Genomic DNA, 13,642 nt, shown 5'->3' with positions numbered 1-13,642 from the left:
CCGCGGCCTTCGTGAGCCTCTGATCCTGACTAGGTCAGGAACTTCGCTCCCGTTGGTACAACGGAACACGGAACTGCTTGATGACCGGCAGATCGACGCCACCGTTCACGTACGCCCCACCGAAGGCGGCAGCGTGCGCGAAGGTCTCGTCGGCGGTAGCCCAGCGCCGGTTGAGACGCTGAGTGCCGCGGGCGGCAAGGATGCTCACGGGCATGAAGGTGCCCTGGCGCTGTGCCTGCGGGACTTCCGCGACGCAAGACAGACGGGTGCCAGGGTTCGTGAGCTTCATGTTGATCCTCATTTCACTGACACCACCTTTCTCTGTCGCGCGCGAGCCGCCCTGCGGTCTACGCTGTGTTGTAGAAGTTCTTCCCCAGACCAGGCGCTTCCCGCCCGGTACCTGCAGGTTATTGCCCCCGGCCGCACCGGGGCAACTTATTTTCCAGAAAATCCGTCGAAGTTGCGAAGATCCGCTCTGAGCAGCAGGTTCGCCGCGTGGATCACGCCTGGGACGCGGTCAAGTCTCCACCGAGGCCCGCACGACGTCGAGAACCTCCGCTCCGAAACGCTCGAGCTTCGTCGCGCCGATCCCGGAGATGGCACACAACGCCGTGTCGTCGGTTGGCCGCTGCTCGGCGATGGCGACGAGCGTCGCGTCCGTGAAAACGACGAAGGCCGGCACCTTGAGCTCCCGCGAGCGCTCCCCTCGCCAGGACTTCAGCTTCTCGAGCAGCTGCTCGTCCACGTTGGACGGGCAACGGGAACACCGGCCGAGCTTGATGTCGAGAGTCTCGAGCAACGGCCCGCCGCACACGCGGCACCGGGCCTTGCTACCGGACTGCTTCGGCTGCTGCGATCGGGCGACCCTCGCCGCCGGGTGATCTTCTGGGATGAGGCCGTAGAGGAACCTGCTGCGCCGCCGATTACGGCGATTGCCCGATGTCCTGGCCAGGGCCCACGACAGCGACAGGTGTACTCGAGCTCGTGTGACGCCGACATAGAAGAGGCGGCGCTCTTCTTCGATGGCCGCGTCGTCGCCGTCGGCATGGAGGATCGGCATGGTCCCCTCGGCGAGTCCCACGAGGAACACGGCATCCCATTCGAGACCTTTCGCCGCGTGAAGCGAGGCCAGGGTGACACCCTCCACCGTCGGTGGATGCTGCGCTGTCGCCCGCTGTTCGAGCTCAGCCACGAATCGAGGGAGATCCGCATCTTCCACAGTGGAAGCCAGTTCCTCGGCCAGCTCGACGATCGAGAGAAGCGCGTCCCACCGCTCTTTCGCCGCGCCTCCGGCGGGAGGCTGGTCGGTAAGCCCTACCTTCGCGAGGACGGAGCGAACGCGGGTCACCAGCTCGCCGGTGTAGGCGTCGGTCGACGCCATCCGCAGCGCTGACATCGCCTGCCTGACCTCGGCCCTGGCGAAGAACCGCTCGCCGCCGCGGACCAGGTACGGGATGCCCATCTCCGCCAGAGCCTGCTCGTAGGCTTCGGACTGGGCGTTGACGCGGTAAAGCACCGCGATCTCGCTGGCCGCCACTCCGCTGTCGAGCAGATCGCGGATCCTGCGCGCGACGGCCGCGGCCTCAGCGGTCTCGTCGTCATACTCGGCGAACCGCGGGGGCGGGCCGGAAGGACGCTGGCCGATCAGCTTCAACCTCGACCCCGCGGGACGGCCGCGCGCGGCGCCGATCACTTGATTGGCGAGAGCGACGACCTCCGGAGTCGACCGGTAGTCCCGCTCGAGCCTCACGACCGTCGCCTCGGGGAACCTCCGAGTGAATTCCAGGAGCGGCCGGGGAGAAGCACCACCGAACGAATAGATGGTCTGGTTTGCGTCGCCGACGACGGTCAAGTCGTCACGGCTGCCGAGCCAGGCGTCGAGCAGCCGCTGCTGCAGCGGGGTGACGTCCTGATACTCGTCGACGACGAAGCAGCGATAGCGCTCGCGGAACTCCTGGGCCACCACCGTGTGCTCCTCGAGGACGGCCGTGGTGTGCAGGAGCAGGTCGTCGAAGTCGAGGACCTGCGCGGCGTTCTTGACCTTCTCGTAGTTGCGGTAGACCTCCGCGACCTGCGAGGCGGGCGCCGGCGTGTCCCGCTGTGTCCGTGCGGCTACCGCCGGATAGTCGTCCGGCGATACCAAAGAGGCCTTGCTCCACTCGATCTCGCTGGCGAGGTCACGTAGCAGTTCGGTCTCGGTGCCGAGACCGGCCTTGTTGGCGGCTTGGCTGATGTAGCGGAACTTGTTCTCGAGCAGCTCCCAAGGCCGGTCCCCGACGACCTGAGGCCAGAAATACCGCAACTGGCGACGGGCGGCAGCGTGGAACGTGAGCGCCTGGGCGGCGTCCACACCCAGTCCTCGGAGGCGCGTGCGCATCTCGCCCGCGGCGCGGGTCGTGAAGGTCACGGCGAGAACCTGACCAGCGGCGACGTGGCCGGAACGGACCAGGTGCGCGATGCGGTGTGTGATCGTCCGGGTCTTGCCGGTCCCCGCTCCCGCGAGGACGCAGACCGGCCCCCTCGGCGCGCAGGCGGCGGCGCGTTGCTCGGGATCGAGCCCATCGAGCAGGCCTGGACGACTCTTCGGGGACGATGCGCTAACCACGTCCCGATCCTCGCAGAGGGCCCGACGGGATCGGCGCAGGGCACGCGGCCGTATCCTGGTCACATGGCGGGAAAGCAGGACAAGGAAGCAGCGAAGCTGGCCAAGAAGGAGAAGCGTGCCGCGAGCAAGGCTCGCCGCGGGCAGATCTTCGAGGCCTTCAAGATGCAGCGCAAGGAAGACAAGGCGCTCATCCCCTGGATGGTCGGCTCGCTCCTGGTCATCACCGGTGTCGTGTTCGGCATCGGGTTCATCTTCGACGTCCACTGGGTCGTGCTGCCGCTGGGCATCCTGCTCGGCGCACTGGCCGCTGTGATCATCTTCGGCAGGCGAGTCCAGAAGACCGTGTACTCGAAGGCCGACGGCCAGCCGGGTGCCGCGGCCTGGGCGCTCGAGAACATGCGGGGCCGCTGGAAGGTGACGCCGACCGTGGCTGCCACCACTCAGCTCGACGCCGTGCACCGAGTGCTCGGTGGTCCCGGTGTCGTGCTCGTCGCCGAAGGTGCGCCGCACCGCGTGAAGTCCCTGCTCGCGCAGGAGAAGAAGCGCGTGTCCCGCCTGATCGGTGAGACACCGATCTACAACGTGATCATCGGCAACGAAGACCAGCAGGTGCCGCTGAAGAAGCTGCAGAGCCACTTGATGAAGCTGCCGCGCAACCTGAAGCCCGCCCAGGTCGACGCGCTGGAAGCGAAGCTGGCCGCACTCGGCAGCCGAGGTGCCGCCATGCCCAAGGGCCCGATGCCCGCCGGCGCGAAGATGCGCAACGTCCAGCGCACCATCCGTCGACGCTGACGAAACGAGGATCAGGGGTCCTTTGCTACCGCCGCGTGCGGTAGCAAAGGACCCCTGATTCGTCTCCGGGCAAAAACTGTCGGTGGGTGGTCGCATGATCACTGTGTGGACCCAACCTCGAGCGCCCGACAGAAGGCGCTGGCAGCGATGTTCCCGGACGGCGTGGCCGCCCGGGCGAAACTTGTCGCCCTCGGGCACTCCCATTCCTCGATCTCGCGCCGTTGCCGCGAAGGCGGCCCGTGGCGCCGTCCGATACCCGGTGTCATCCTCCTGACCAGCGCCCCGCCGACCAAGCACCAGCTCTTGAAGGTCGCACTGACTCACGCGGGCCCTGAGGCGATGCTCACCGGAGTACAGGCCGCCAGGATGTACGGGGTCCGACGACTCCCGCCAGAAAGACGGGCGCACACCCTGATCCCTCACCGGAGCAAGGTTGCGACCTGGGGATTCGCCGTTGTAGAACGAACGATCCACCTGCCGGAACCGGTAGAGATCGACGGGCTGCCTGTCGCTCCGCTAGCCCGAGCCCTGATCGACGCGGCTCGGCGTATGGACGAACTCAAAGCGGTGCGGGCGATGATCCACGACGCCGTCCATCGCGGGCTCTGCACTCCAGAGGAACTTCGAGACGAACTGGCCCAGGCCAGCACGATCGGCTCGGCGCTCCCTCGAATAGTCGTCAACGCACTTCAGGATGGCGTCGACTCCGCCGTCGAGCAGTGGCTGGAGTCCGCAGTCGAGCGCAGCGGTTTGCCCAAACCCGTGTGGAAAGCAGAGCTACGGACTCCGGACGGAGTGGTTGTCGGGATCGCCGATGCCTGGTGGCCGGAGGTCGGCGTGGCGCTACAAGTCCGCCACGACGAGGTCGCTCTCGAACCGGACAAGGTGTCCGAGATGCCGGCCCTGTCCGCGCCAGGACTCATCGTCGTCCAGGTGAGTCCGGCACAGCTGCGTGACGAGCCGCTAGTGGTGATCCAAGACCTGCGAGCAGCCCACCGCCGCGCCCGAGAACGACCGCCTCCAGATCTCGGGAGCGTCCCTGCGGCACCGGCAGCCTGACGACTGCCGATCCCTCCGGCGAGAGCAAAGGTCCCCTGCTCCCCACCTGAGGTCATCGCATGCGGATTACCACGGTTCCGGTCAGCCGATCGAGCCAGCTTCGCCCGTCGATGTTGCGGATCGCGGCCGGAATGATCACGAAGGTCAGCGCCCCCCGTACGACGGCGCGCCATATCCCGACCATTTGCGCGCCGTCGAGCCTGGCGACGCGGATTCCGACCACTGCCATACCAGGGGTGAACCCGAAGAAGGCGGCGGGAATGACCGTGATCGCCGCCCAGACGCCGACCGACCAGAGGTTGAAGGTCTGCATGACGGCCGGATCCTGAAGGCTGGGAGTCACGAAGAGGGTGGTGACCAGCGAGGCGAGAACCAGGTCGATGAGCAGGCCGAGGAGGCGTGCGCCGCCGCCCGCTACCGAGCCGACACCCGATTGGGGCAAGCCGAGTCGCTCACCTCGCCACCGCTGCGTACCCTCGCCAACGGCCGTCGTCTCATCGCCGGCTCCGGGCAGCCATTCTCCGGTCCATCTCGCCACCCATCCAGGGTATGCCGGTGGCGCGGGCCACATTCGCCCTGGTCGACTACCCGATATCGCCGCCCCGTTAACACCGGCGAAACATACGGGTGACGGTCGGGCAACACCGCGCTCTTAGCGTGAGCCGAAGAGAGTACTGCCGCCGGCAACGAACGAGAAGGAGTCACCGAGGGTGCCCACTACTCCAGACGACATTCAGCGCCTAATCGCCGACGAGAACGTAGAGGTCGTCGACGTCAGGTTCTGCGACCTGCCCGGCGTTATGCAGCACTTCACCGTTCCGGCGAAGGCGTTCAACGAGGAAGCCTACGAAGAAGGCCTGGCCTTCGACGGCTCCTCGGTGCGTGGTTTCCAGTCGATCCACGAATCCGACATGCTGCTCCTCCCGGACCCCGAGACGGCTCGTATCGACCCGTTCCGCAAGGCGAAGACGCTCTCGCTGAACTTCTTCGTGCACGACCCGTTCACCCGCGAGGCGTACAGCCGCGACCCGCGCAACATCGCGCGCAAGGCCGAGCAGTACATCTCCGAGTACGGCGTCGCGGACAACGTGTTCTTCGGCCCCGAGGCCGAGTTCTACATCTTCGACTCGATCCGGTTCGACTCGGCCGAGCACGCCTCGTTCCACGAGATCGACTCCGTCGAGGGCTGGTGGAACACCGGTGCCGACGTGCCGGGCGGCAACCAGGGTTACAAGACGAAGTTCAAGGGCGGCTACTTCCCCGTCCCGCCGGTCGACCACTTCGCCGACCTGCGCGACGAGATCGTCCGTAACCTGCAGGGCTCCGGTTTCGAGATCGAGCGCGCGCACCACGAGGTGGGCACCGCCGGCCAGACCGAGATCAACTACAAGTTCAACACGCTGCTGCACGCTGCGGACGACCTGCAGCTGTTCAAGTACATCGTGAAGAACACCGTGTTCGCCGCCGGCAAGACCGCGACCTTCATGCCGAAGCCGCTCGCCGGCGACAACGGCTCGGGCATGCACTGCCACCAGTCGCTGTGGAAGGACGGCACGCCGCTGTTCCACGACGAGTCGGGGTACGCGGGTCTGTCCGACACCGCCCGCCACTACATCGGCGGCCTGCTCAAGCACGCGCCGAGCCTGCTGGCCTTCACCAACCCGACCGTCAACTCGTACCACCGGCTCGTGCCGGGCTTCGAAGCCCCGGTCAGCCTGGTGTACTCGCAGCGGAACCGGTCGGCTTGTGTCCGTATCCCCATCACGGGCAACAACCCGAAGGCCAAGCGCGCCGAGTTCCGGTGCCCGGACTCGTCCGGCAACCCGTACCTCGCGTTCTCGGCGATGATGATGGCCGGTCTCGACGGCATCAAGAACAAGATCGAGCCGCCGGAGCCCATCGACAAGGACCTCTACGAGCTTCCGCCGGAGGAGGCCCAGAACGTCAAGCTCGTCCCGGGCGACCTCGGCGCGGTTCTCGACACGCTGGAAGCCGACCACGACTACCTGCTCGAGGGTGGCGTGTTCACGCCCGACGTGATCGAGACGTGGATCTCCTACAAGCGTGAGAACGAGATCGACCCGCTGCGGCTCCGTCCGCACCCGTACGAGTTCTCGCTGTACTACGACGTGTGATCGTGCGGTAGGAAACACCAAGAGCACGCCGGTGGTGAGGTGCAGAAGCGCCCTCACCACCGGCGTTTCTTATTGGGCCAGGTAATACGGGCTACTCCGAAGTGGAAAGGACCTTCAGGTCGACGCCCGCCCGCTCGATACGGCCACGCGGATCGTCCACCAATTTTCGTCGCTCGAGATCCATCAACCCCAGCGTGCACGTGATCTCCGCGGAGAGCGTGCCGTCGACCTTGTAGATGTTCGAGTCCATGTGGAAGGTCTTGCCGGTGCCGAACTTGGCGTCGCAGGTCACGTCGACGACATCGCCGGCCCGAAGCTCGCGTCGGAACACGATGTGGGATTCGAGCAGCACGAAGGCAAGATTCGCATCGCGCATGCCCGAGTTGAGGCCACCTGCGAGCTCCATCAACTCGAGTCTGGAGACCTCGCCGTACGAGTGGTAGACAGCGTGGTTGAGATGGCCGAGGGTGTCCAGCTCGTAATGACGCACCTTGATCCGGGTGCGAAATGGCTCGCGCACAGTCACCGGTCCACTGTAAGCGCCACTTTCCGTCCGCGACGCCGAGTGTGAGCAAGGGACCTTTGCTGCCGTCTCCCCAACCCGGGCAAGCGACAGCAAAGGTCCCTTGCTCCCTAACCGCAGGTCAGAGCGGTCAGCCCTGATAAAAAAGGGTCTCCACGACCGCATGGGCACGTCGCGTCGTCCGCCGGTAGGCATCGAGGAACTCGCCTGGATCGTCATCGGCCGAGTAGCCGAGCACTCGCGCGACAGCGGCGAGGTCACGACCGGAGCTGGGAATCTCGTCAACCGCCTTACCGCGGACCAGCATCCCGGCGTTGCGGACGCGCGTCGCCAGCAACCAGGCCTCGGTCAGGGACTCGATCTCGGCAGGCTCGGCGAGCCCCGCCTCCGCCGCGGCCTTCAGCGCCTCGATCGTCGAGGTGGTCCGGAGCCCCTCGACCTCGTGCCCGTGACGCAGTTGCATGAGCTGCACGGTCCATTCGACGTCGGCGAGTCCTCCACGGCCGAGTTTCGTGTGCCGGGTCGGGTCGGCACCCTTGGGCATCCGTTCCGTTTCCACGCGCGCCTTGATTCGCCTGATCTCCCGCACACGGACCGCGTCGAGGCCTGCCTCCGGATAGCGAATGGGGTCGATCATCTCGATGAACCGCGCACCGAGGTCGTCGTCACCGGCGATGAACCGCGCACGGAGCAGCGCCTGCGATTCCCAAACCTCCGCCCACCGCCCGTAGTAGCTGCGGTAGGACTCGAGGGTTCGCACCAATGGGCCGCTCCGTCCCTCTGGACGGAGGTCGGCGTCGACGACCAGTGCAGGGTCGGGGCTGGGGGCACCGAGGATCTTGCGGACCGTCTCGGCGACGGAGGAAGCGAACTTCGCTGCTTCGGAGTCCGACACACCCTCGGCGGGCTCGCACACGAAGAGAACGTCCGCGTCGGATCCGTAGCCGAGTTCGGCCCCGCCCAACCGCCCCATACCGATGACGGCGATCTTCGCGGGGGTCTGGCCGAGCTCAGCCTGGCGCTGGCGAAAAGCAGCCGCCAGGGCACCTTGAAGCACGGCTGCCCACACGCTGGACAGCGCCTCGCAGACGGCTGGGACATCGAGCAACCCCAGCAAGTCCGCCGACGCGATCCGGAGCATCTCGTGCCGGCGCAACGATCTCGCGGCCGCGACCGCGGCATTCAACCCCGGCTGACGCCGCACGGTGGCTCGCAGCGAAGTGGCGACCTCCGCCGGAGTACGGCCGGCCAGCCTCGCTGGATCACCGAGCAACTGCAGTACTTCCGGCGCTCGAGCCAGCAGGTCGGGAACGAGACGTGACGTGCCGAGCAGAAATGCGAGCCGCTCGACGACGGCACCTTCGTCCCGAAGAACCCTGAGATACCAAGGCGTTTCTTCGAGTGCTTCCGAGACCTTCCGGTAGGACAGAAGGCCACGGTCCGGGTCCGGAGTATCGGCGAGAAGGTCCAACAAGACCGGCAGCAGGGCTTGCTGGATAGCCGCCCGGCGGGACATTCCCGCGGTCAGCGCCTTGATGTGCTGCAGCGCCCCGTCCGGCGCGGCATAGCCGAGGGCAGCCAGGCGGCTCTCGGCTTGTTTCGTTGTCAGCCGTAGTGCTTCGGTCGGTACATTCGCGACCGATTGCAGCAGGGGCCGATAGAAGAGTTTCTCGTGAAGACGCCGGATGCTCTGCAGGTGGCGGCGAAACTCCGCCACCAACACGTCCCCTTCACTTCTGCCCCGAGCCGGCCGCACGCCGCTCGCTCTCGCGATCGTTCGCAGCTCGCTCACGTCCGAAGCTGCGGGGAACAAGTGCGTACGCCGTAGTCGGCGAAGCTGGAGCCGGTGCTCGATGGTCCGGAGGAACTCGTAGGACGATGCGAGCTCCGCAGCGTCCTTGCGGCCGACATACCCGCCGTCCCCCAGGGCAGCGAGCGCGTCCATCGTGGACGGGGAGCGCAGCTCTGCGTCGATCCGGCCGTGGACCAGTTGCAGTAACTGCACGGCGAACTCGACGTCGCGAAGGCCACCGCGTCCCAGCTTGAGCTCACGTTCGGCGTGCGCGGACGGCACATGGCCTTCGACGCGGCGCCGCATCTTCTGTACCTCGGGGACGAAATTCTCCCGATCGGCCGCTGCCCACACCTTCGGTGCGACCATCTCCGCGTAGTGACGCCCGAGCTCGGCATCGCCTGCGACAGGCCGAGCTTTGAGCAAGGCCTGGAACTCCCAGGTCTTGGCCCACTTCTGATAGTAGGCGGCGTGGCCGTCGAGGGTTCGGACCAAGGCGCCCGCCTTGCCCTCCGGGCGCAACGCCGCATCGACCTCGAAACAAGCCTTGCCGACCACACGCATCATCGTGCTGGCCAGCCGCGTGGAGACCGAAAGATCTCCATTCCCGACGAAGATGACATCCACGTCGCTCACGTAGTTCAGCTCTCGACCGCCGCATTTGCCCATCGCGATCACGGCCAGCTGCCCTTCGGCAGCGGCGCCCACCTCGGCTTCCGCGACCAGCAGCCCTACGGTCAGCGCGGCCTCGGCCAGCATCGTGAGCTGGGCCCCGATCTCGGCATAGGGCGGCTGGCGGAGGCCGGGTTCGACGAGATGCCCGAGGTCGGCCGCGGCTATTCCAAGCAGCAGTTCGCGGTAGCCGATGCGAAGAGCTTGCTCCGAGTCGAGCCCTGTGAGCAGTTCTCCGTCCGGTCGCAAATGGTCGAGAAGACTGCTCACGTACTGATCCGGGGCAACGTTCTTCTCACCCTGGAGGGTCTTCCAGCAGTCGGTGTTCGCGACCAGGAAATCCGCGAGCGCACCCGAGGTGCCCAAGACACCGAGCAACCGGCCGCGGAAGGTGCGGTTGGTACGGAGCGCCTGGTCGAGCTCACTCCAGGTACCAGGGTCGGCTTCCCTGATCCGGTCCAGTCCGCTCAGGGCGAGATCAGGATCCGCCGCACGGGAAAGCGCCGACATCACGTCGGCGGCGGAGCCGTCCGGACCGGATTCGGTCCACCAACCGGCAGCACGCAGCTGCCCGTCGGCACGGGGGTCGGTGAAGCCGTATCTCGCCACGGAAGCGGTCGGCCTGGCGCGCTCAACCATCGGGTTCCACCGTAGTCGCCCTTGCGCCCGAGGCCAGACGGACGCGCAAGGGAGCAAGGGACCTTTGCTATCGCGCGGGGGCGGTAGCAAAGGTCCCTTGCTCTCCTAAGCGGCGATCCTGCCGACTTCCTGTTCAGGAACAGTCGGGGTGGGACTGGCGAAGCTGCCCGCGTTGACCGGGCTCCGCCGGGAAAGGAGGTAGATCCCGATGCCGATCGCCAGGCCCGCGACACCGACGGCGATCGTGCCCACCGTGCCTGTCGAGGTCACGAGACCGGCCGCGGCACCGACGATGGCAGCGGCGGGAAGTGTGAACAGCCAGGCGGTCACCATGCGGCCGGCTGTGCGCCACCGAACCGGTGATTCGTTCCTGCCCACCCCGGAGCCGACGATGCCACCGGAGCAGACGTGGGTCGTCGAGAGCGGAAAACCGAAATTCGTCGAGGCGAGAATGACCGCCGCCGAGCTGGTCTGCGCGGCGAAGCCCTGCGGGCCGTCGATATCCGTCAGACCTTTACCCAGCGTGAAGGTGATACGCCAGCCGCCCAGGTACGTGCCGAGCGCGAGCGCCAGCGCCGCACTGACGATCACCCAGAGCGGCGGGCCCGCCCCAGCGGGGAGCGTTCCGGCGGTGATCATCGTCAGCGTGATGACGCCCATGGTCTTCTGCGCGTCGTTCGTGCCGTGGGCAAGCGAGACCAGCGAGGCCGAGATGATCTGGCCGACCCGGAAGCCGGCGGTGCGGCCGCGGCGGACGAAGATCCGGTAGACGAAGTACGTCACGATCATCGCGACGAGGCCGGCCAACACCGGTGACAGCGCCGCCGGGACCAGTACCTTCTCGACGATCTTTCCGAAATGGACGGAGTCCGTTCCGGCCGATACCCACGTGGCACCGATCAGCCCGCCGAACAGCGCGTGGGACGAGCTGGACGGTAGTCCGACGAACCACGTGATCAGGTTCCACACGATCGCCCCGACCAGGCCGCCGAACACGATCGCCGGCCCGATCTTGGAGTCGTCGACCAGTCCATTGGAGATGGTCTTGGCCACCTCGACCGACAGGAAGGCTCCGACCAGGTTCAGGACCGCGGAGATCGTCACCGCGACCTTGGGACGCAACGCCCCGGTGGCGATCGACGTCGCCATCGAGTTGGCCGTGTCGTGGAACCCGTTCGTGAAATCGAAAATTAGGGCCGTGACGACGACGAGCACGACCAAGACTGAGGGCTCCACCCCGACCTCCGAACCCTTCGAAATTCCCTTCGCAAGGTACCTGACGGCAAGACCCGAGTGTTAATAACCCATACGTATTTGAGACATAAGTCGTTAAGCCATCGGCAATGTACGTTGACGGTCCGCAGCCGGGGCGAGGTCGCCGGACACCAGACGGACGAAGCGATGGGCGAACGGCCGCCAGGTTTCGGTGATGTCGGCATGCACCCGAGCGAGGTTTTCAGGGGTCAGTGCGTCCGGCCGGGTGAGTTCTGCCATTTCCGGCGACTGCCGTGCCCAATCGAGGACCACATCCGGTGTCGTCTCGATGTGGAACTGGACACCGTAGGCACAACGGTCGAATCGGAAGGCTTGGTAGGCGTACCGCGGCGAGGAGGCGAGAAGCTCGGCGCCCGCGGGAAGCCGGGTGATCGCGTCGTTGTGAAACTGCAGGACGTCCTGCATGAGCGGCAAGTCCGCGAAGAGCGGGTCGGTCCAAGCAGCGTCCTTCTTGGACACAAGGCCCGGGCCGACCTCAGGCCCTTGATCACCTGTGGCGACGCTGCCACCCAATGCCACCGCCAGGAGCTGACCGCCGAGGCAAATCGCGAGTGTCGGGATGCGCGCACCCGCGGCCTTCGAAAGAAGCTTCCGCACGTCCGCCAGCCACGGATGATCGCCGTCATCGTTGGCGCCCATCCCGCCGCCGAGGCATACGACGCCTGCGTACCCATCAAGATCGGCGGGGAGTGCCTGATCGGGCAGCAACCGGATGTCGAGCTCGGCGCCCGCCTCGGTGAGCCAGTCACCGAGTGGGCCGATCGGGTCTGATGCATCCGGCTGGATGACGAGCAACTTGGAAGCGGTCACGTCACCAGCCTACGACCGCCGGGAGAGCAAGGGACCTTTGCTATCGCTCGGGGCGGCGGTAGCAAAGGTCCCTTGCTTCTTTGGTCAGCAGGCGCAGCGGGGAGTGGGCGTCGAGGTGATGGAGGATATCGAGGTGTCCCGGTCAACGGGATAGCCGGCTGCTTCCCAGGCGGTGATGCCGCCGGACAGGCGCTTGACCTTGAAGCCGAACTCCGCGAGTTTCAGAGCTCCCTTGGTCGCGGCGTTGCAGTGGATGCTCTCGCAGTAGCAGACGTAGACGAGTTCGCGGTCCAGCTCGCGGACCGACTCGGGTGTCATCTCCCGATACGGGAGATTGATCGCGCCGGGGATGCGAGCTGACGCGAAGGCTTCGGGGGCTCGAGTTTCGACGATCATGTACCCCTGCTGAGCACCAGAGGCGAGGTCCCGGACCAGGTCGTCCGGGTCGACCTCGAGAGCGAGTTCGGCGCGCAGGTGCGCGGCGGCCGCCGCGCTGTCCAAGGCCGGGAACGTGAGTACGCGGGGTTCGGTCGTCATGCCTCAATCCTGCTGCCCAGTGATCATCCACAACATCGGACAATCGAGGCCTTGCCGGCGATTAGCCTGGAGTTTCCTGGTGGACACGACGATCAACCTGGAGTTCTGTGAACCTCGACGATCTCGACTGGCAGCTACTCGAACTGCTCCAGTCCGACGGCCGGATGACCTTCTCGGAACTCGGTCGGCGCGTGTCGCTGTCCGCGCCTGCGGTGACCGAGCGAGTACGTCGGCTCGAGGAGAAGGGGATCATCACCGGATACTCGGCCAACGTCGACGTGGCGAAGCTCGGGCTACCGATCGAGGCGATGGTCCGGGCGAAGGTGCGGAGTTTGGACACGGCTCGCTTCCGCGAAACCATCCTTCCGCTCCCCCAGGTTGTCGACGCCGATCACGTCACGGGTGACGAATGCTGGCTGATGCGAGTCTCCTGCCGGAGCACCGCGGAGTTGGAGGAACTCGTAGAGCGGATGCAGCGCTATGGGGAGACGACGACTTCGCTGGTCTTCTCGTCCCCTGTGCGCCGGCGCGCGGTCGGCCGGCCGAGCTGCTGAGCGACGCCGCTGGGAGCAAGGGACCTTTGCTACCACTTGGCGAGGGCAGACATGAGAAAAGGGTCCAGGCCCCGGGAGAACTCGTGGTTCTCGACCGGGGCCTGGACCCTTCCTTTTCTAATGTTAGTCCGGCGGTGTCCTACTCTCCCACAACCCTTCGGTTGCAGTACCATCGGCGCTGTCAGGCTTAGCTTCCGGGTTCGGAATGGGACCGGGCGTTTCCCTGACGCTATAACCACCGAAACACTA

At 66.1% G+C, this 13,642-nt stretch carries 12 protein-coding genes and 1 rRNA gene; 4 read left to right on the top strand and 9 right to left on the bottom strand.

The annotated features are described in order from the left end of the window. Nucleotides 1-34 precede the first annotated feature (34 nt). Together DMH01_RS29340 and DMH01_RS29335 are read right to left on the bottom strand one after the other, a co-directional pair. Nucleotides 35-301 carry a hypothetical protein gene (locus tag DMH01_RS29340; RefSeq protein ID WP_125680466.1) on the bottom strand — a complete coding sequence of 89 codons (267 nt, stop codon included), beginning with the start codon at nt 299-301 and terminating at the stop codon, nt 35-37. A gap of 216 nt (nt 302-517) precedes the next feature. Continuing rightward, nucleotides 518-2,605, bottom strand: coding sequence for an ATP-dependent DNA helicase UvrD2 (locus DMH01_RS29335; protein WP_125680465.1), 2,088 nt, complete (start codon nt 2,603-2,605; stop codon nt 518-520). 63 nt (nt 2,606-2,668) lie between these two features. On the opposite strand from DMH01_RS29335, the gene DMH01_RS29330 reads away from it, so the two are divergent. Both DMH01_RS29330 and DMH01_RS43345 read left to right on the top strand, forming a co-directional pair. Further along, on the top strand, nt 2,669-3,397 hold the full coding sequence (locus DMH01_RS29330) for a DUF4191 domain-containing protein (protein WP_125680464.1): 729 nt from the start codon (nt 2,669-2,671) through the stop codon (nt 3,395-3,397). 549 nt (nt 3,398-3,946) lie between these two features. Then, on the top strand, nt 3,947-4,456 hold the full coding sequence (locus DMH01_RS43345) for a hypothetical protein (RefSeq protein ID WP_233621707.1): 510 nt from the start codon (nt 3,947-3,949) through the stop codon (nt 4,454-4,456). Between the two features lie 52 nt (nt 4,457-4,508). Here the strand turns inward: DMH01_RS43345 and DMH01_RS29320 are convergent, their stop codons facing one another. Further along, the gene (locus DMH01_RS29320; protein ID WP_233621706.1) at nt 4,509-4,994 is read right to left on the bottom strand and encodes an RDD family protein; all 486 of its coding nucleotides are present in this window, start codon (nt 4,992-4,994) and stop codon (nt 4,509-4,511) included. A 172-nt stretch (nt 4,995-5,166) separates the two neighbouring features. Here DMH01_RS29320 and glnA point away from each other — a divergent pair, with 172 nt between their 5' ends. Next, complete coding sequence (glnA, locus tag DMH01_RS29315) at nt 5,167-6,591, top strand: type I glutamate--ammonia ligase (RefSeq protein WP_007033879.1); 1,425 nt, start codon at nt 5,167-5,169, stop codon at nt 6,589-6,591. 91 nt (nt 6,592-6,682) lie between these two features. Here glnA and DMH01_RS29310 read toward each other — a convergent pair whose 3' ends face one another. The 5 genes from DMH01_RS29310 to DMH01_RS29290 form a co-directional block, all read right to left on the bottom strand. Then, nucleotides 6,683-7,117, bottom strand: a complete 435-nt coding sequence (locus DMH01_RS29310; RefSeq protein ID WP_020633826.1) for a thioesterase family protein — start codon at nt 7,115-7,117, stop codon at nt 6,683-6,685. A gap of 127 nt (nt 7,118-7,244) precedes the next feature. Further along, nucleotides 7,245-10,217, bottom strand: a complete 2,973-nt coding sequence (locus DMH01_RS29305) for a bifunctional [glutamine synthetase] adenylyltransferase/[glutamine synthetase]-adenylyl-L-tyrosine phosphorylase (RefSeq protein ID WP_125680462.1) — start codon at nt 10,215-10,217, stop codon at nt 7,245-7,247. Between the two features lie 105 nt (nt 10,218-10,322). Then, nucleotides 10,323-11,453: an inorganic phosphate transporter gene (locus DMH01_RS29300; protein ID WP_125680461.1), complete on the bottom strand. Its 1,131-nt coding sequence runs from the start codon at nt 11,451-11,453 to the stop codon at nt 10,323-10,325. A 93-nt stretch (nt 11,454-11,546) separates the two neighbouring features. Beyond that, on the bottom strand, nt 11,547-12,302 hold the full coding sequence (locus tag DMH01_RS29295) for a type 1 glutamine amidotransferase (RefSeq protein ID WP_125680460.1): 756 nt from the start codon (nt 12,300-12,302) through the stop codon (nt 11,547-11,549). Between the two features lie 84 nt (nt 12,303-12,386). Next, nucleotides 12,387-12,839, bottom strand: a complete 453-nt coding sequence (locus tag DMH01_RS29290) for a rhodanese-like domain-containing protein (protein ID WP_125680459.1) — start codon at nt 12,837-12,839, stop codon at nt 12,387-12,389. 107 nt (nt 12,840-12,946) lie between these two features. On the opposite strand from DMH01_RS29290, the gene DMH01_RS29285 reads away from it, so the two are divergent. Further along, nucleotides 12,947-13,393 (top strand): Lrp/AsnC family transcriptional regulator, encoded by a 447-nt coding sequence (locus tag DMH01_RS29285; RefSeq protein WP_125680458.1) that lies wholly within the window; start codon nt 12,947-12,949, stop codon nt 13,391-13,393. Nucleotides 13,394-13,519: 126 nt separating this feature from the next. Here DMH01_RS29285 and rrf read toward each other — a convergent pair. Continuing rightward, nucleotides 13,520-13,636, bottom strand: a 5S ribosomal RNA gene (gene rrf / locus DMH01_RS29280). Nucleotides 13,637-13,642 lie beyond the last annotated feature (6 nt).

The sequence above is a fragment of the Amycolatopsis sp. WAC 04182 genome, assembly GCF_003947465.1.
GTDB lineage: Bacteria > Actinomycetota > Actinomycetes > Mycobacteriales > Pseudonocardiaceae > Amycolatopsis.
Note: the sequence above shows the minus strand (reverse complement) of the source record. Positions and strands in the feature narration are given on the sequence as shown.